The organism is Klebsiella sp. JN_Kp126 (genome assembly GCF_033843325.1).
In the GTDB taxonomy this organism is placed as follows: domain Bacteria; phylum Pseudomonadota; class Gammaproteobacteria; order Enterobacterales; family Enterobacteriaceae; genus Klebsiella; species Klebsiella michiganensis.
In genome coordinates this window covers 45,463-61,837 of record NZ_JAWXQV010000055.1, presented here as the reverse complement: position 1 = coordinate 61,837, position 16,375 = coordinate 45,463, and the positions used below count along the sequence as shown (strand labels likewise).

The window sequence follows — 16,375 nt, the reverse complement described above, 5'->3', positions numbered from 1 at the left end:
CGTTGAGTTAAATAATCCGATTGTGCTTAAAGTCGCGCAGGAAACTGCCCCAGCGCTTTTCATAAAACGGCGTGATGTGGGCGATCATAAAGTGGCTAATCCCCTTCTCCCCCTCCACCACCTGACAGATATCAATCGGCTCGTCGCCGGGAAGCGTATCGGTCGCCACGCTGCCGGTCGCCTGAATAACCTCCTCAATATCGCCTTCCGCTTCAATGCCAATCAGCAGGTTGGCTGGCGCATCGGCGCTGTCTTTGATAGAGCATAAAAACGCGCGCTTCACCGTTTTCAGGGTCTTAAACAGCGCGGTCAGCGAGTCCACCATCTGCGCGGGCGGCTCGGCAACCTCAGACAGCAGCAGCGACTCTCCGCCTTCAAGCACGGTCTGGGTGCTGAGCGGGCTGCCCTCTTCCCCCAGCAGATGGCTAATCTCACGCGGCGCAAACTCTTTGCCGGTGGCGAGTTTGGCATTGAGATAGAGCGTTTCGCCGAGGGTCATGGCGAACAGCGTGCGCACCGGCATCACCACAAAAGACTGTTCGTCCTCAACGGCCTGCTGCAGCGCTTCCAGCGAGGTGAAAAAAGGAATGACCGATGTGCCATCATCTTTTTCCCAGTGCTGCAGGTCCAGCACGCTGTCTTCAACGACCTGCTCGCCCTGAGCGGCGGCTCCGGGTACCCACACGGTAGCTTCCAGCAGCGTACGGAAAAACGCCGGACGATGGCCTGGCTCGGTAGCCGCCTTCTCCAGCAGGGTTTCTAGCTCATTTTTAGTTTCGGACATAGTAGTTCCACAACGAAAATCCCCTCACCCCGGCTCTCTCCACGAAGGAAGCGGGAGAAAGCCGAACGTGACCTCCCCCTGAAACATCAGGGGGAGGGTCAGGGGAAAGGGTTATTCCGCGGTCAGCAAATTAGCAATAGTGCGCACGCCGAGGCCGGTCGCGCCCGCCGACCACTGCTCAACCGCAGATTTGCGGTAGGTCGCCGAACAGTCGATATGCAGCCAGCCTTCATGATAATTCTCCACGAAGTGGGACAGGAAGCCCGCCGCGGTGCTGGCGCCGGCCGGATAGGCCGCGCTGCCGGTATTGTTCAGTTCAGCAAAGTTGGACGGCAGCTGGCCGCGGTGGAACTCAGCCAGCGGCAGGCGCCAGAAAGCTTCGTTTTCAGCCTGCGCGCTCGCCAGCAGGCGATTCGCCAGCGCATCATCAAAGCTGAACAGCGCGTGATAATCATTGCCCAGCGCGGTTTTCGCCGCGCCGGTCAGCGTGGCGGCATCGATGATCAGCGCCGGCTTTTGCGCCGAAGCATCGATCAGGCCGTCCGCCAGCACCAGGCGACCTTCCGCATCGGTGTTCATGATTTCCACGGTTTTGCCGTTGCGATAGTGAATAATATCGCCCAGTTTGAAGGCGTTACCGCTAATCAGGTTATCGGCGCAGCACAGATACAGCTTCACGCGCTTGTTCAGGCCGCGCGTGATGGCGAACGCCAGCGCGCCGGTTACCGTCGCCGCGCCGCCCATATCGGACTTCATCGAGTCCATAAACGCGCTCTGCTTGATGCTGTATCCGCCGGAGTCAAAGGTGATGCCTTTACCGACCAGGCAGGCGTACACCGGGGCTTCTTTGTCGCCGGTTGGGTTATAGTCCAGCGCCAGCAGGACCGGCGGACGCTCGGAGCCGCGGCCTACGGTGTGGAGGCCCAGGTAGTTCTGTTCGCGCAGATCTTCGCCCTTGGTGATGCGATAAGAGACGTTATCGCAGGCCACGCTGCATAGCAGGTCTACCGCACGCTGCGCCAGCTGTTCCGGCCCCAGCTCTTCCGCCGGGGCGTTGATGGTGTCGCGGACCCAGTCAATAATGGTCAGGCGGTTATCCAGTTCGCTTTTCTGCGCATCGTCGAGGGCCGGCCACTCCACTTTGCGGCTGCCTTTCGGGCCTTTATAACCGGCCCAGAACGCCCATGCGCGATCGGTATCCCAGCCCTCGCCGTCAAGCGCGACATGTTTGATGCCCATGCCGTCAATTTTTCGCGCCGCGCGCTGAATCAAACCGAGGTCGTCTTTGCCGTTCAGATGCAGGGCGATGCCGTCGTTATTAATGCTGTAAGATGCTTTTTCTCCCCAGCGCGCATCGGCTGGTTGAGCGGTAAGCGTAATTTTCATAGCTTCGGTCATTATCATTATCCTTCTTAGCAAACGGGCCGCCGTATGGCAGCCCGTAAAGTTCTTTCGCTCGTTGATTCATCCGGCTTAAACCACCGGGTAAATCATGACGCGAAAATTATTCTGCTTCGTCTAACCAGACTAGCAGAATCGCCTCAAGAATTTTTTCATTGGATGCGTTCGGATCGTCATCAAACTCTTCCAGATCGCAAATCCACTGATGCAGATCGGTGAAGCGAACGGTTTTCGGGTCGAGATCCGGGAAAGCGTCGTACAGCGCTTCGCCGATTTCACGACTATCGGTCCATTTCAGTCCCATATTAATGCTCGCGTGCGTGGTTGATGGTGTAACGCGGAATTTCGATGACCAAATCTTCGTCAGTCACCCGCGCCTGGCAGCTCAGACGGCTGTCGGGCTCAAGCCCCCAGGCCTTATCCAGCATGTCGTCTTCATCTTCGGTACTTTCCGCCAGCGAGTCAAAGCCTTCACGCACGATGCAGTGGCAGGTGGTGCAGGCACAGGATTTTTCGCAGGCGTGTTCAATCTCAATACCGCTACGCAGCGCTGCATCAAGAATGGTCTCACCGGTCTCAGCTTCCACAACTACGCCATCCGGACACAGGTCCTGGTGGGGCAGAAAAACAATTTTTGGCATTTTAAACCTCGTCCACGGATTGGCCTTTCAGCGCGATACGGACCGATTGATCCATACGACGTGCGGCAAATTCCTGGGTTTGTGTGTCGATATTTTTAATCGCTTCTTTGATTGCATCGGCATCATCGCCTGCCGCTGCGGCGCGCACTTGCTCCGCGGCGTCATCGATAGCCTGACGCTCTGCGGCGCTTAACAGCGCGGCGTCGGCGGCCAGCGCGCTGACCAGACTTTCCAGTACGCGCGCGGCTTCAACTTTTTGCTCGGCCAGCATACGCGCCTGGACATCCTGTTCGGCGTAGCTCATCGAATCTTTAATCATGCTGGCGATCTCGCCATCGGTCAGACCGTAGGACGGTTTCACCTGGATAGAGGCCTCAACGCCGGTCGATTTCTCCATCGCCGTCACGCTCAGCAGGCCATCGGCATCCACCTGGAAGGTCACGCGAATATGCGCCCCGCCCGCCGGCAATGCCGGAATGCCGCGCAGCGCAAAGCGCGCCAGGGAGCGGCAGTCCTGCACCAGCTCGCGCTCGCCCTGCATAACGTGGATAGACATCGCCGTCTGACCATCTTTGAAGGTAGTGAACTCCTGCGCGCGCGCCACCGGAATGGTGGTGTTACGCGGGATAACCTTTTCCACCAGGCCACCCATGGTTTCCAGCCCCAGAGAGAGCGGAATGACATCAAGCAGCAGCAGCTCGCTGTCCGGCTTATTGCCCACCAGGATATCCGCCTGAATCGCCGCGCCGATGGCGACAACTTTATCCGGGTCGATAGAGGTCAGCGGCGTACGGCCAAAGAATTCGCCGACGCGTTCGCGCACCAGCGGCACGCGGGTCGAGCCGCCCACCATCACCACTTCCAGCACCTCTTGCGCCTCAACGCCGGCGTCTTTCAACGCGCGACGGCAGGCCAGCAAGGTGCGTTTGACCAGCGGGGCGATCAGCGCATTAAACTGGCTACGGGTCACCTCCCCCTGCCAGCCGCCGACGTTCACCCGCGCCGTCTCGGCATCGCTGAGGGCGATTTTCGCCGCGATCGCCGCGTCAAGCAGCTCACGCTGCAGGCGGTTATCGCTGCGATCGTTCAGGCCAGCCTGCTCGCGCAGATAATCGGCCAGCAGATGATCGAAATCGTCGCCGCCGAGCGCGGAATCGCCGCCGGTGGCCAGGACTTCAAACACGCCGCGGCTCAAGCGCAGCACGGAGATATCAAAAGTACCGCCGCCGAGATCGTAAACCGCGATGACCCCTTCCTGACCGGAGTCCAGGCCGTAGGCTATCGCCGCCGCGGTTGGCTCGTTCAGCAGACGCAGCACGTGCAGGCCCGCCAGACGCGCCGCGTCTTTGGTTCCCTGCCGCTGAGCATCATCGAAGTAGGCCGGCACGGTAATCACCACGCCGTCGAGCTCGCCCGCCAGCGCCTCGGTGGCGCGTTCGGCCAGCGCTTTTAGAATGTCGGCAGATACGCGGATCGGATTGAGCAAACCTCCCGTAGTCTGAATCATCGGCAGGCCGTTTTCGCTGGCCTGCAGCTGATAAGGCAGATGTGGGTAGCGGGCCTCGATATCGGCCAGAGAGCGGCCCATCATGCGTTTGACGGAGCTGATGGTATTGACCGGATCCAGAGCGGCGTTTTGTCGCGCGTCATAGCCCACCGTCAAACCCGAAGCCTGATAGTTCACCACCGACGGCAGCAAATAGCGCCCCTGATGGTCGGGCAGAGTTTCGGCCTGGCCGCTACGCACGGTAGCCACCAGTGAATTGGTGGTGCCCAGGTCGATACCCGCCGCCAGACGTCGCTGGTGCGGCGCGGCGCTCAGTCCGGGCTCACTAATTTGTAATAAGGCCATAATTGCTTCCGAAAATTAAAAATCGAGCAGTTTTTCTTCGAGTTGTTCCGCACTGCTTCGCAGTTTATCGAGAAAACGCAGCTTGCGCACGGTATCCGCCGCCGCCTCCCACGTCTCGTTATTCAGTTGTTCAACCATCAGCTGATGCCGGATATCAAATTGCGCTTTGACCCGCTTGATAAAGCTTTCCAGCCGCGCTTCATCTTTCGCCTTGCCTATCTCATCAAGCTCTTCGCGCAGTTCCAGCTGTTCCATCAGGAACGCGGTATCGCGCACGGTATGCTGCTCGCTGGCGAGATCGAAACCGTGAAGTGATAGGAGATATTCGGCGCGGGTCAGCGGATGGCGAAGGGTTTGCCACGCCTGATTAATGGTGGCGGACTGCTGCACCGCGGCGAGCTGTTCAGCCGCGCTGCCGCTGGCGAACTTATCGGGATGATACTGGCGCTGTAGCTCCTGGTACCGGGCAGCCAGGGGTTCTAACGAAAGGGTATAGCTGGCCGGTAACCCGAAGAGGGTAAAATAGTCCATAGCAACCTCAGGGTTAACGAGATAAAGCAAACCCCACGCGCAGCGAGACTACGGTGGGGTCAGGGATAACCGATTACACGTTAAAGCTTTCGCCGCAGCCGCACTCGTCTTTCACGTTCGGGTTGGTGAACTTAAACCCTTCGTTAAGACCTTCTTTGACGAAGTCCAGCTGCGTGCCGTCGAGGAACTGCAAACTTTTGCCGTCGATCACGACCTTCACGCCTTTGTCTTCAAACACGGTGTCTTCTGCCGCCGGCTCGTCAACAAACTCCAGTACATAAGCCATACCCGAGCAGCCGGAAGTTCTGACTCCCAGGCGCAGACCAAACCCTTTACCGCGGTTGGCCAGAAAGGTGTTGACTCGCGCTGCTGCACTGTCGCTTAAAGTAATCGACATAACAAACCTCAACTCTTAATTATTTTGCTTCACGTTTGCTTTTGTAATCCGCAATCGCGGCTTTAATCGCGTCTTCCGCCAGAATAGAGCAGTGAATTTTCACCGGCGGCAGCTCAAGCTCGTCTGCGATATCGGTGTTTTTGATCGCCTGAGCTTCGTCCAGCGATTTCCCTTTCACCCACTCGGTCACCAGGGAGCTGGAAGCAATAGCGGAACCGCAGCCGTAGGTCTTGAAACGCGCGTCTTCAATGATACCTTCATTGTTGACTTTAATCTGCAACTTCATCACGTCGCCGCACGCCGGCGCGCCAACCATGCCGCTGCCGACGTTTTCGTCGCTATTGTCGAAGGAGCCGACGTTGCGCGGATTCTCGTAATGATCGATAACTTTTTCGCTGTAAGCCATGATGAATTCTCCTTATTGGTGCCGAATTAGTGATGTGACCATTCAATGCTGTTCAGATCCACGCCCTGCTTGAACATTTCCCACAGCGGAGAAAGTTCGCGCAGACGACCAATGGAGTTGCGAACCAGATTGATGGTGTAGTCAATCTCTTCTTCGGTAGTAAAACGACCTAAAGAGAAACGAATAGAGCTATGCGCCAGCTCGTCGGTCATCCCCAGCGCGCGCAGCACGTAGGACGGCTCGAGGCTTGCGGAAGTACAGGCGGAACCGGAAGAGACCGCCAGGTCTTTCAGCGCCATAATCAGCGACTCGCCTTCAACGTAGTTAAAGCTGACGTTGAGAATGTTCGGCGCGCCCTGCTCGAGATCGCCGTTCAGGTAGACCTCTTCCATATCTTTTACGCCGTCCCACAGACGGTTACGCAGGCCGCGCAGGCGGGCCATTTCGCTTTCCATCTCTTCTTTCGCGATACGGTAAGCTTCACCCATACCGACGATCTGGTGGACAGGCAGCGTCCCGGAGCGCATGCCGCGCTCGTGACCGCCGCCGTGCATCTGCGCTTCGATACGAATACGCGGTTTACGACGCACGTACAGCGCGCCGATGCCTTTCGGGCCATAGATTTTGTGGCCGGAGAAGGACATCAGATCAACTTTCAGCTGGCTCAGGTCGATAGGCAGTTTGCCCACGCTCTGGGTCGCGTCAACGTGGTAAATGATACCGCGGGCGCGGCACATCTCGCCGATGGTAGCGATATCCTGCACCACGCCGATTTCGTTATTCACGTGCATAATGGAAACAAGGATGGTGTCATCACGCATCGCGGCTTCCAGCTCTTTTAAATCGATAATGCCGTTACGCTGCGGGGCGAGGTAGGTCACTTCAAACCCTTCGCGCTCCAGCTGACGGCAGGTGTCCAGCACGGCTTTATGTTCGGTTTTGCTGGTGATGATGTGCTTGCCTTTTTTCTGATAAAAGTTGGCTGCACCTTTAATCGCCAGGTTGTCGGATTCCGTCGCGCCGGAAGTAAAAACGATTTCGCGCGGGTCAGCGCCGACCAGCTCGGCAATCTGATTACGGGCGATATCTACCGCCTCTTCAGCCTGCCAGCCAAAACGGTGTGAACGCGAGGCCGGGTTACCAAAGGTCCCGTCCAGGGTCAGGAACTGCATCATTTTCTCGGCAACACGCGGGTCCACCGGCGTGGTTGCGGAGTAATCGAGATAGATCGGTAATTTCATTGCTCTATAAACTCCGTACATCGCTTCAATGCAAGGAATCAGGCAACCGGCTGGATGTACGACCGAGTACACAGGATGTCGGAACATCCTGGCCTGATTCGAAAATCTTTTTTATCTTTTTTACTCAGCTCGTTTCAGCTTGCAGCCGGATAGCTGCAAGATGAAACTGAACGAGAACTACGCGCGCAGTTTGACGTCGATGGCGTCCTGAGCGCGGGTGCTACGCTGGGATTCATGGTTGTGCTGACGGCCGGAGACATCAAGGATTTCCTGGTTATTCACCAGTTCGCCCAGCGTGATGTTATTCAGAAAACCGGTCAGTCGCTCGCTCAGATCGCGCCACAGCGCGTGAGTCAGACACTTATCGCCGCCCTGGCAGCCGCCTTTACCCTGACAACGGGTGGCGTCAACGGATTCGTCCACTGCGCTGATAACTTCGCCAACCGCGATGCTACCCGCTTCTTTACCTAACAGATAACCGCCGCCTGGACCACGTACGCTGGAAACCAGGCCATTTTTGCGCAGGCGAGAGAACAGCTGTTCCAGATAGGAAAGCGAAATTCCCTGACGCTCTGAAATATCAGCCAACGGAACCGGACCCGATTCAGAGTTGAGCGCAACGTCAAGCATCGCGGTCACGGCATAACGCCCTTTAGATGTCAGTCTCATGTCTTACTTAACCTCAAACTCGCCCCTGCCCGGGCTTTTTATTAATATGGGTATTGCATAGCAAGGGCAAGTCTGACATTCCCGAGTAAATTGGTCAACTATTTACTTGACTGTTTTAGTCAGGTATTTGGCTTTCCGTGCCGTTTCACTTCAGCGCGGCCTGGTGCCCTCGCCCCGGCCCTCTCCCACAAGGAGAGAGGGAGCCCGCAGTACCGCGCCGCCGGGCAACGGCGTGTACTATGACTCTTTATTTTTCTGCTGCTGCTCAATTGACGCCAGCATGCCGCGCAGGATGTTCAGCTCCTGGCTTTCCGGGCGGGCGCGGGTAAACAAACGGCGCAGCTTGTTCATCACCTGGCCCGGGTGGCTGGCGCGGATAAACCCGGTTGCCAGCAGCGTCTGCTCCAGATGACCGTAGAAACGCTCTAAATCATCCACCAGCGGATACGGGGTTTCTTCATGCTCGACGACAGGTTCATTTTGCTCCTGCGCCGCCAGCCAGGCCATACGCACTTCATAGGAGATAACCTGCACCGCCATCGCCAGGTTCAGCGAGCTGTATTCCGGATTCGCGGCAATCGCCACGTGGTAGTGACACTTCTGCAGCTCTTCGTTAGTCAGGCCGACGCGTTCGCGGCCAAATACCAGCGCGATCGGCGCATGCTGCGCTTCGGCAACGCTTTTCAGGCCGCATTCACGCGGGTCGAGCATCGGCCACGGCAGCGTACGGGAGCGCGCGCTGGTCCCCACGACGAGGCTACAGCCCGCCAGCGCTTCATCAAGGGTATCAACGATGTGGGCATTGCCAATGACGTCGCTGGCCCCGGCCGCCAGAGCGATGGCCTGAGAATCGGGTTTGACCAGAGGATTGACCAGCCACAGGTTGGTTAACCCCATGGTTTTCATTGCGCGGGCGACGGAGCCCATATTGCCGGTGTGTGAGGTTTCTACCAGTACGATTCGAATATTTTGCAGCATTATGGTTCTTCGGCTAAAGATTATTCGTGCATGCTATCATAAAACGAAGACATAAGGAGATTTCACTGTTACTATATGCGCCGTTTTTTCCCGTTCTTTAACATCCAGTGAGAGATACCGATGCATCCGATGCTGAACATCGCCGTGCGCGCAGCGCGCAAGGCGGGTAATTTAATTGCCAAGCACTACGAAACCCCTGACTCCGTAGAAACCAGCCAGAAAGGCAGCAATGATTTTGTGACCAACGTCGATAAAGCCGCCGAGGCGATGATTATCGAAACCATTCGCAAATCTTACCCGCAGCACACCATCATCACCGAAGAAAGCGGTGAGCACGCTGGTGAAGATCAGGATGTTCAATGGGTTATCGATCCACTGGATGGCACCACCAACTTCGTCAAACGTCTGCCGCACTTCTCCGTCTCCATCGCCGTACGCATTAAAGGCCGTACTGAAGTTGCCGTGGTTTACGATCCGATGCGTAACGAACTGTTCACCGCGACCCGCGGTCAGGGCGCGCAGCTGAACGGCTACCGCCTCCGCGGCAGCAGCGCTCGCGACCTGGATGGCACGATCATCGCCACCGGCTTCCCGTTCAAAGCAAAACAGCACGCGACCTCTTACATGAACATCCTCGGCAACATGTTCACCGAATGCGCGGATTTCCGCCGCACCGGTTCCGCAGCCCTGGATCTGGCCTACGTTGCCGCTGGCCGGGTTGACGGCTACTTTGAAATCGCGCTGAAACCGTGGGATTTCGCGGCTGGCGAGCTGATCGCCCGTGAAGCAGGCGCTATCGTCTGCGACTTTACCGGCGGTCATAACTACCTGCTGACCGGCAACATCGTTGCAGGTAACCCGCGCGTCGTTAAAGCGATGCTGGCCAATATGCGCGAGCATCTGAGTGAAGCGCTGAAGCGTTAATTTCTCACCGCATGAAAAACCAAAAGGAAGCCGCGGCTTCCTTTTTTTATCGCATTAAAACGGCCGCAGGCCGCCGCCCGATGGCATCGCGCTACTCCACATCACGATAGCCGCCGCCAGTAAAATCACGCCGCCGGCCAGCGCCAGCGTTGCCCAACCGATCTGCTTCCACAGCGCCGGCGCCCGATTCGCGCTCAGCCTGACCGCCAGCTGGCGGAAACCATGAACCAGCAGCGCCAGCGCGCTAATCGTCAGCGAGGTTCCCGCCGCCATCGCCATCGCGGCCGCCATGCCCCAGCCAAATACGCCGATAACCTTGCTGAACAACAGCACCATAATGGCTCCGGAGCAGGGCCGCATCCCCATTGACAGCACGATAGCCAGCCGCGCCCGCCAGTCATCGCCGCTTTGCAGCTGTTCCGGCGCCGACAGATGCTGGTGCCCGCAGCCGCAGCTGGCGTGATGAACGTGATGCGCGGTGAAGGCGGTGAATGTCGGTCGGCGCAGCAGCATCCGCAGCTTTTTCAGCGCCCGCCAGCACAGCAAAAGGCCCAGCGCGCCGACCAGCAGATAGCTTCCCTTTTCCAGCCAGAAGCTGCTCAGATGCAGCTGTCTTGCCGGCAGCCGCAGCAGGGTCAGTACCACCACCACTAAGACGATAGCCACCAGTCCCTGCAGCAACGAAGCGGCCAGCGTCAGGCCGATGCTCGATTTCAGCTTCGACGGATGGGTTGCCAGCCAGGTGGTTATGACCACCTTGCCGTGCCCCGGCCCCAGCGCATGCAGGATGCCGTAGGCGAAGCTAAACCCCAGCAGCGACAGCCCGGCGGCGGCAGGATTCTCCGCAACCGCCTGCAGAAGCCGACTCAGTTCGACATTCAGCGCGCGCTGCCAGACCGCGCTTTGCAGCAGCACCTGCGGCCAGGCCCGCCATAGCCAGAAGCCAGCTCCGGCTGCCAGCAGCAGAAACAGCGCCAGCGGCCACAGCTGACGCCAGCGCGGCGAACGGCCGGTTTGAGCAAAAATCACTGACATTGCAGCGTCACCTTTTGCGCGAAGTAATTCCCCAGTTCCATATCCTCCGGCGGCGCATCCGCCTTATCCAGCGACTGCGCGTAGGACAACATTTTTTCGTTAGGCTTCGGCGTCATCACTTTTGCCGTGCAGCTTGTCTTCATCGCCGTCGGTAGTGTGAAGTCTGCGTCTTTGTCGTAATACATATCAACATAATAGGTCGGGTCGTAGGTGGAAAAGGTGAAGGTTTGCCCGGCCAGAGGCTGCGGCTTCGCCAGCGGCAGGGTAAAGGTGAGCACCGCCTGATGACCGCTGCGTTCAAGGCCATAACCAGCGGGCCGATTATCAAACTTCACCCGCTGGCCGTTGTGCCATAGCTCGCTGAAATAGTGCTGGCCCAGCACGTTCGCCATCACTTCCGCCGCCAGCTTTTTCCAGATTTCGCTACCGGGTTTAGCGTTGCCCGCATCATAGAGCAGATCGGCGGAGGTGATTTCATCCATCGTCCAGCGCATTTTAAAGCCGGTGAGCAGCCCATTTTCCGCCACGGCCTCCGTTTGCAAACTGATGAAACTGTGCGGATGCGCCGCCGCAGATAGCGATAAAAACATGAAAAACGCTACGCTGACGCATTGTTTCACTCTCTTCATCTGTTCCTCGCGTGAAAAATTCTGTGAACCCCGCCAGCAATCCTGATGTAAAGACCCGGAAATGCCCTGTTCACCCTCAATACATTAACTACTCTTAACGAAAACCCTAACTGGAACTAACCGGATGATGACAGTGATTGAACCACCATCTGTGCTTTCCAGTCCACAGCGCCGTAGCCAGGTGCTCCTGATGTTTTATCTGCCCGGGCAGTCCGTGACGCCCGAATGGCTGGGTAACCTCACCCAGGTTGATGAGGATACCGCCCGGCAGGACATTGCGGAGACGGGACGCGAGATTCAGCGTTATCACCGCTTGACCCTTGCTTCACAAGCGGACGGCAGCTATCGGATGGAAGGCGCCGCGCTCGATCAACGCTTATGCCTGCTGCACGGCCTGCGCCGCGGGCTGCGCCTGTGCCCGCATTTTGTCAGCCACCATTTTACCCCGGCATTGAAAACGCAGCTTAAACAGCAGGGTATCGCACGCACGCTGTATGACGACACCAATCTTCAGGCATTGGTCAACCGCTGCTCGCGCGCCCTGAACCGGCAGTTTGACTGCCGCGACGTGCATTTTCTGCGTCTTTATTTACAGTATTGTTTGCTGCAGCACCACCTTGGACAGAGCCCCACTTTCACCCACGAGCAGCAGCGCTGGGCGCAAGCCGCCGCCGAGTTTTCCCTCGCCGAGGAGATTGTCCGCCACTGGCAGCGGCGGGTTGCGGCAACGCCCCATGCCGGAGAACAGCTGTTTCTGGCCCTGCTGTTTATGCTGTTGAAAACCCCCGATCCTATCCGCGATGGTCATCAGCACGATCGCCGTCTGCATCTGGCCATTTCCGGGCTGATTCACCGCTTTCAGAACCTGGCGGGCCGTCCGTTTAGCGATGAACAGGGGCTGAGCGATCAGCTCTATATTCACCTTTCGCAGGCGCTACACCGCAGCGTTTTCGCTATCGGTATCGATAACGCGCTGCCGGAGGAGATTGGCCGTCTTTATCCCCGTTTGATGCGCACAACGCAGGCTGCGCTGGCGGAGTTTGAAGCCAGCTGGCAGGTACGCTTTAGCCAGGAGGAAGTCAGTTTAATCGCGGTGATCTTCGGCGCCTGGCTGATGCAAAAAAGCGATCTGCAGGAGAAACAGGTGGTTCTGCTGACCGATGATAACCCGGACCTTGAGCAGTCGCTGGAGCAGCAGCTGCGCGAGTTAACCCTGCTGCCGCTCAATATAAAGTATTTGAGCGTGAGCACCTTTCAGAAAGAGGGCGCGCCGAAGGAAGTGACGCTGATCGTCACTCCCTATGCCACGGCGCTGCCGCTGTTTTCGCCGCCGCTGTTTCACGCCGAAGAGACGTTCAGCGATCATCAGCAGCAGCAGATTTGCAAAATGCTGGAGGCCTAAGCCACCGCTTTTGGCCGCACCACCAGCGCCGGTAAGGCCACCAGCGCCATCACCCAGAAAACGCCCTGGTGCAGATGCTGGTAGAGGAAACCGGCAAAGACCGTCATCACCGCAATGCTGCCGCCCATCGCGACGGCGGAGTAGACCGCCTGCAGGCGGATCACTTCGCTGCCCTGACGCGCCGCAATGTAGCGCATCGCCGCCAGATGGCACACCGTAAAGGTGCCGCAGTGGAGGATCTGCGCGACGATAAGCCAGGGTAGCGCCGTCGTCCAGCCCATCAACGTCCAGCGAATTAGCCCGCACACCGCGGACAGCAGCAGCAGATCGCGGGCGCTAAAGCGGCGGAAGACTTTTTTGCTCAGCGCGAAAATCACCACTTCCGCCACGACGCCAAGCGACCACAGGTAGCCCACGGCGGAGGCGGAATACCCCGCTTCCTGCCAGTAGATAGCGCTAAATCCGTAGTAGGCGGCGTGCGCGCCCTGCAGCAAACAGACGCAGGCGAGGAAGCGCCAGCTTTGCCGCACCAGCGTAAGCCAGGCCGCCAGGCCGGCCGCTTCCTGCTGGCGGGATTCGCCCTGCGGCTGCACCGATGGCTTCAGCAGCATGCCGAGCAGCATGGAGGCAATACCGACGCTTAGCATCACCAGTATCATCCGGTAGTCATACAGGCTGACCAGCTTCCCGGTCAGCGCCGAGCCAATGACGAAAGCTATCGACCCCCACAGGCGCACGCGCCCGTAGTCCATGGTGATCTGCTTTTGCCAGGTATTCGCCAGCGCGTCGGTCAGCGGCACCAGCGGCGAGAAAAAGAGGTTAAAGCCGACGATAATCACCATTAGCCAGGCAACCTGGTGGCCGATCCAAAATGCGAGCGCAAAGAGCAGCGTCAGCAGCGCCAGAATGCGCAGAGAAGAGATAAGACGGGACGGGTCGCTGACCCGCGGCGCAATCAGCAGGCTGCCAAGAAAGCGCGACACCAGCCCGGCGCCGAGCAGCATGCCGATGGTTTCCGGCGTCAGGCCAAGTCCGGAAAGCCAGACGCTCCAGAAAGGCAGGAAGATGCCGTAGCTAAAAAAATAGGTGAAGTAACTTAGCGCCAGCCAGCGCGTGGAGTGTAAGACCATGATTCCCTCCCGAATGGAGGCGACAGTCTGGCGATAAAGCGGGGCGGGCGCAAGATACCCTCGCCCCAGATATGGCGCTATTCGCGCCCCTGTACGTCTATTTTCAGCGAAAAACTCAGCGTATCTCCGGCGCCTAAAACCCGCAGCCCCGGCTGTCCGTCCATGTTATGGGCGTTTACCGGATGACTTTGCGGCTCGAGGCAAAGGAACGGCTCGCCCTGCATTCTGAAAAGCATCAACCACGGAGTTTGCGAAAGAATTGTGATATCCATCACATCACTAATCACCCTCGCCCGCCCGCTCCAGCCGGAATAGCCCACGTTCAGCCAGCGATCCTCACCGTACTGCGCGTGGCTGAAATCGGCGTAGCCGGGCAACTGGCCTTGCCAGCCGAGAGGAAGATGCTGCTCCCCTTCCGGCCAGTAGCCGGCGGCTGCAAACTGCACCGTACTGCGCTTATCAAAAGGAAAAAACGGATGAAAACCGCAGCCATAGGGGATGGGCGTGCTACCGCAGTGGGTAAGCGTCAGCGCAGCCACCAGCTGGTTACGCAGCAGCTGGTAGCGGATCTGCGCCAGGTAATCGAAACCGCAGGCATGCTGCCGACGCAGCTGTAACACGCAATAGTCGCCGCCGCGCGCAATCATATCCCAGCGCTGCAGCCAACCGTCGCCGTGGAGAAAAAAATGCGCGTCGGCGTGGTGGCGAGGCAGAACTATCTCACGTCCCTGAAAAATAAAGCGGTTCCCGGCGACGCGATTGGCCAGCGGCAGCATCGGAAACATGCCGCCGGCGGGGTTTTCATACAGCACCGGCGCCTGATAATGCCGCGAGTATAAACTTTGCACTTTGCCGCCCAGAGAAGCGACGCGCATCCGCAGATGCGCGTTTTCCAGAATCCACTCTTCCGCCATTAGCGCGTCTGCTCCTGCTTCATCGCCTGAGCGCCCGCATGACGTTGCGCCAGCTGCTCTTCCAGGGCTTCGAGAGTGACCCCCTTCGTTTCCGGCACGTTGCGCAGAATATAGAGGTAGCCGGCAGCGCAAATGACGCCATACAGCAGGAAACTGCCCGCCGCGCCCAGTCCGGCATTAAGCAGCGGGAAAGTGTAGGTTAACAAGAAACAGGCAATCCACAGCGCCAGGGTGCCTAAGGACATCGCGAGTCCGCGAACGCGGTTGGGGAAGATTTCCGCCAGCAGTACCCAGGTAACCGGCGCCAGGGTCAAGGCGTAAATAGCAATCGCCGCCAGCACCAGCAGCAGAACGGGCCAGCCCATGATGCCCATGCCATAGGCGGCGGCAATCAGAACATAGATCAGCGTCAACCCTGAGGCACCGAGCAGCATTAATTTACGGCGGCCGATTTTATCCACCAGCGGCAGCGCGGCGAGGGTAAACACCAGGTTGACGATTCCCGTTGCGACGATCGATTTCAGCGTGCTGTTAATATCGAATCCCGCCGAGGCAAAAATCTCCTGCGCGTAGTTAAAGATGACGTTAATTCCGCACCACTGCTGGAAGACGGCGAGGACCATACCAATGATAACGATCGGTTTAACCTGCGGAGCCAGCAGCGCGCCGTAGGATATTTTATGGTTATCTTTTTCCAGCGTGTGCGCGATGTCGCGTAATATCCTGTCGGCATAGTCGGCGGAGCCAATGCGCTCCAGCGCGGCCCGGGCGCGATCCGGCTTACCGGCCTTCATGAGCCAGCGCGGCGACTCAGGAACAAAAAACATCAGCACCAGAAACGCCAGCGCCGGCACCAGTTCCGCGCCGAACATCCAGCGCCAGCCCATCTGCCCGTTCCAGGTCTCCACAATCATCTGCTGCGTCGCCCCCGTCGCTACGGGTTCCGCAATCATCAGGTTGATAAGCTGAGCGGCCAGCACGCCAATCACGATAGTGAGCTGGTTTATCGCAACAAAGCGCCCTCTTTTTTCTGCCGGGCTGACTTCCGCGATGTAAAGCGGGCTGAGCGCGGATGCCAGACCAATGCCCACGCCGCCCACAATGCGGTAAACCACAAACATGTCGAAACTGCTGGCGACCGCCGTCCCCCACGCCGAAGCGCTGAACAGCACGGCGGACAGTATTAAGGGCAGCTTGCGCCCCAGTTTATCGGCGCACCATCCCGAGATTAATGCGCCGAAAACGCAGCCCACCAGCGCTGAGCTCATTGCCCAGCCGGACTGCGCCGGGTCGGTAATGGAAAACCAGGCTTCATAAAACGGCTTTGCGCCGCCAATCACCACCCAGTCATAGCCAAAGAGTAAACCACCGCAGGCGGCGACCAGACAGATAGTCCAGACGTAGCCCATTTTCAGATGTGTCTGCGCGTTATTCATAATGA

Annotated in this window: 18 protein-coding genes; 2 read left to right on the top strand and 16 right to left on the bottom strand. The window is 58.2% G+C overall.

What is annotated here, in order from left to right; genetic code table 11:
- Positions 1-7: 7 nt before the first annotated feature.
- From sseB to trmJ, 11 genes are all read right to left on the bottom strand, one after another.
- Positions 8-784 (bottom strand): enhanced serine sensitivity protein SseB, encoded by a 777-nt coding sequence (gene sseB / locus SIK97_RS11755; RefSeq protein WP_025106598.1) that lies wholly within the window; start codon positions 782-784, stop codon positions 8-10.
- Positions 785-895: 111 nt separating this feature from the next.
- A complete protein-coding gene (gene pepB / locus SIK97_RS11750) occupies positions 896-2,182 on the bottom strand; it encodes an aminopeptidase PepB (protein ID WP_014230371.1) in 1,287 nt (428 codons plus the stop codon).
- Between the two features lie 106 nt (positions 2,183-2,288).
- Positions 2,289-2,489 carry a Fe-S cluster assembly protein IscX gene (iscX, locus tag SIK97_RS11745; protein ID WP_004104502.1) on the bottom strand — a complete coding sequence of 67 codons (201 nt, stop codon included), beginning with the start codon at positions 2,487-2,489 and terminating at the stop codon, positions 2,289-2,291.
- 1 nt (position 2,490) lies between these two features.
- On the bottom strand, positions 2,491-2,826 hold the full coding sequence (gene fdx / locus SIK97_RS11740; RefSeq protein ID WP_004104503.1) for an ISC system 2Fe-2S type ferredoxin: 336 nt from the start codon (positions 2,824-2,826) through the stop codon (positions 2,491-2,493).
- Between the two features lies 1 nt (position 2,827).
- A complete protein-coding gene (gene hscA, locus SIK97_RS11735) occupies positions 2,828-4,678 on the bottom strand; it encodes a Fe-S protein assembly chaperone HscA (protein WP_032750897.1) in 1,851 nt (616 codons plus the stop codon).
- Positions 4,679-4,693: 15 nt separating this feature from the next.
- Positions 4,694-5,209 carry a co-chaperone HscB gene (hscB, locus tag SIK97_RS11730; protein WP_004114426.1) on the bottom strand — a complete coding sequence of 172 codons (516 nt, stop codon included), beginning with the start codon at positions 5,207-5,209 and terminating at the stop codon, positions 4,694-4,696.
- A 73-nt stretch (positions 5,210-5,282) separates the two neighbouring features.
- Positions 5,283-5,606, bottom strand: coding sequence for an iron-sulfur cluster assembly protein IscA (iscA, locus tag SIK97_RS11725; protein ID WP_004104506.1), 324 nt, complete (start codon positions 5,604-5,606; stop codon positions 5,283-5,285).
- A 19-nt stretch (positions 5,607-5,625) separates the two neighbouring features.
- Positions 5,626-6,012, bottom strand: coding sequence for a Fe-S cluster assembly scaffold IscU (iscU, locus tag SIK97_RS11720; RefSeq protein WP_002913991.1), 387 nt, complete (start codon positions 6,010-6,012; stop codon positions 5,626-5,628).
- A 26-nt stretch (positions 6,013-6,038) separates the two neighbouring features.
- Positions 6,039-7,253: a cysteine desulfurase gene (iscS, locus tag SIK97_RS11715; protein WP_004134936.1), complete on the bottom strand. Its 1,215-nt coding sequence runs from the start codon at positions 7,251-7,253 to the stop codon at positions 6,039-6,041.
- A 177-nt stretch (positions 7,254-7,430) separates the two neighbouring features.
- A complete protein-coding gene (gene iscR / locus SIK97_RS11710; protein ID WP_004853217.1) occupies positions 7,431-7,922 on the bottom strand; it encodes a Fe-S cluster assembly transcriptional regulator IscR in 492 nt (163 codons plus the stop codon).
- A 237-nt stretch (positions 7,923-8,159) separates the two neighbouring features.
- Positions 8,160-8,900, bottom strand: coding sequence for a tRNA (cytosine(32)/uridine(32)-2'-O)-methyltransferase TrmJ (gene trmJ / locus SIK97_RS11705; protein WP_025106595.1), 741 nt, complete (start codon positions 8,898-8,900; stop codon positions 8,160-8,162).
- Between the two features lie 120 nt (positions 8,901-9,020).
- On the opposite strand from trmJ, the gene suhB reads away from it, so the two are divergent.
- Positions 9,021-9,824 carry an inositol-1-monophosphatase gene (suhB, locus tag SIK97_RS11700; protein WP_004853221.1) on the top strand — a complete coding sequence of 268 codons (804 nt, stop codon included), beginning with the start codon at positions 9,021-9,023 and terminating at the stop codon, positions 9,822-9,824.
- A gap of 54 nt (positions 9,825-9,878) precedes the next feature.
- Here suhB and SIK97_RS11695 read toward each other — a convergent pair whose 3' ends face one another.
- Both SIK97_RS11695 and SIK97_RS11690 read right to left on the bottom strand, forming a co-directional pair.
- On the bottom strand, positions 9,879-10,859 hold the full coding sequence (locus tag SIK97_RS11695; protein WP_057173757.1) for a nickel/cobalt transporter: 981 nt from the start codon (positions 10,857-10,859) through the stop codon (positions 9,879-9,881).
- Positions 10,850-11,488, bottom strand: a complete 639-nt coding sequence (locus SIK97_RS11690; protein WP_025106593.1) for a DUF1007 family protein — start codon at positions 11,486-11,488, stop codon at positions 10,850-10,852. Before SIK97_RS11690 ends, SIK97_RS11695 begins: the two co-directional genes overlap by 10 nt.
- Before the next feature lie 124 nt (positions 11,489-11,612).
- On the opposite strand from SIK97_RS11690, the gene csiE reads away from it, so the two are divergent.
- Positions 11,613-12,890, top strand: a complete 1,278-nt coding sequence (gene csiE, locus SIK97_RS11685; RefSeq protein WP_032750899.1) for a stationary phase inducible protein CsiE — start codon at positions 11,613-11,615, stop codon at positions 12,888-12,890.
- Here the strand turns inward: csiE and SIK97_RS11680 are convergent.
- From SIK97_RS11680 to SIK97_RS11670, 3 genes are all read right to left on the bottom strand, one after another.
- A complete protein-coding gene (locus tag SIK97_RS11680) occupies positions 12,887-14,020 on the bottom strand; it encodes a 3-phenylpropionate MFS transporter (RefSeq protein ID WP_004853228.1) in 1,134 nt (377 codons plus the stop codon). The two genes, csiE and SIK97_RS11680, sit on opposite strands and share 4 nt — an antisense overlap.
- 77 nt (positions 14,021-14,097) lie before the next feature.
- Positions 14,098-14,934, bottom strand: a complete 837-nt coding sequence (locus SIK97_RS11675; protein ID WP_049083405.1) for an aldose 1-epimerase — start codon at positions 14,932-14,934, stop codon at positions 14,098-14,100.
- A complete protein-coding gene (locus SIK97_RS11670; protein ID WP_025106590.1) occupies positions 14,934-16,370 on the bottom strand; it encodes a sugar porter family MFS transporter in 1,437 nt (478 codons plus the stop codon). The genes SIK97_RS11675 and SIK97_RS11670 overlap by 1 nt, the downstream gene beginning before the upstream one ends.
- Between the last annotated feature and the right edge of the window lie 5 nt (positions 16,371-16,375).

Bases quoted from the DNA above. Each gene is read 5' to 3' on its own strand.
- sseB (WP_025106598.1), bottom strand. From the start codon at position 784: ATGTCCGAAACTAAAAATGAGCTAGAAACCCTGCTGGAGAAGGCGGCT.
- pepB (WP_014230371.1), bottom strand. From the start codon at position 2,182: ATGACCGAAGCTATGAAAATTACGCTTACCGCTCAACCAGCCGATGCG.
- iscX (WP_004104502.1), bottom strand. From the start codon at position 2,489: ATGGGACTGAAATGGACCGATAGTCGTGAAATCGGCGAAGCGCTGTAC.
- fdx (WP_004104503.1), bottom strand. From the start codon at position 2,826: ATGCCAAAAATTGTTTTTCTGCCCCACCAGGACCTGTGTCCGGATGGC.
- hscA (WP_032750897.1), bottom strand. From the start codon at position 4,678: ATGGCCTTATTACAAATTAGTGAGCCCGGACTGAGCGCCGCGCCGCAC.
- hscB (WP_004114426.1), bottom strand. From the start codon at position 5,209: ATGGACTATTTTACCCTCTTCGGGTTACCGGCCAGCTATACCCTTTCG.
- iscA (WP_004104506.1), bottom strand. From the start codon at position 5,606: ATGTCGATTACTTTAAGCGACAGTGCAGCAGCGCGAGTCAACACCTTT.
- iscU (WP_002913991.1), bottom strand. From the start codon at position 6,012: ATGGCTTACAGCGAAAAAGTTATCGATCATTACGAGAATCCGCGCAAC.
- iscS (WP_004134936.1), bottom strand. From the start codon at position 7,253: ATGAAATTACCGATCTATCTCGATTACTCCGCAACCACGCCGGTGGAC.
- iscR (WP_004853217.1), bottom strand. From the start codon at position 7,922: ATGAGACTGACATCTAAAGGGCGTTATGCCGTGACCGCGATGCTTGAC.
- trmJ (WP_025106595.1), bottom strand. From the start codon at position 8,900: ATGCTGCAAAATATTCGAATCGTACTGGTAGAAACCTCACACACCGGC.
- suhB (WP_004853221.1), top strand. From the start codon at position 9,021: ATGCATCCGATGCTGAACATCGCCGTGCGCGCAGCGCGCAAGGCGGGT.
- SIK97_RS11695 (WP_057173757.1), bottom strand. From the start codon at position 10,859: ATGTCAGTGATTTTTGCTCAAACCGGCCGTTCGCCGCGCTGGCGTCAG.
- SIK97_RS11690 (WP_025106593.1), bottom strand. From the start codon at position 11,488: ATGAAGAGAGTGAAACAATGCGTCAGCGTAGCGTTTTTCATGTTTTTA.
- csiE (WP_032750899.1), top strand. From the start codon at position 11,613: ATGATGACAGTGATTGAACCACCATCTGTGCTTTCCAGTCCACAGCGC.
- SIK97_RS11680 (WP_004853228.1), bottom strand. From the start codon at position 14,020: ATGGTCTTACACTCCACGCGCTGGCTGGCGCTAAGTTACTTCACCTAT.
- SIK97_RS11675 (WP_049083405.1), bottom strand. From the start codon at position 14,934: ATGGCGGAAGAGTGGATTCTGGAAAACGCGCATCTGCGGATGCGCGTC.
- SIK97_RS11670 (WP_025106590.1), bottom strand. From the start codon at position 16,370: ATGAATAACGCGCAGACACATCTGAAAATGGGCTACGTCTGGACTATC.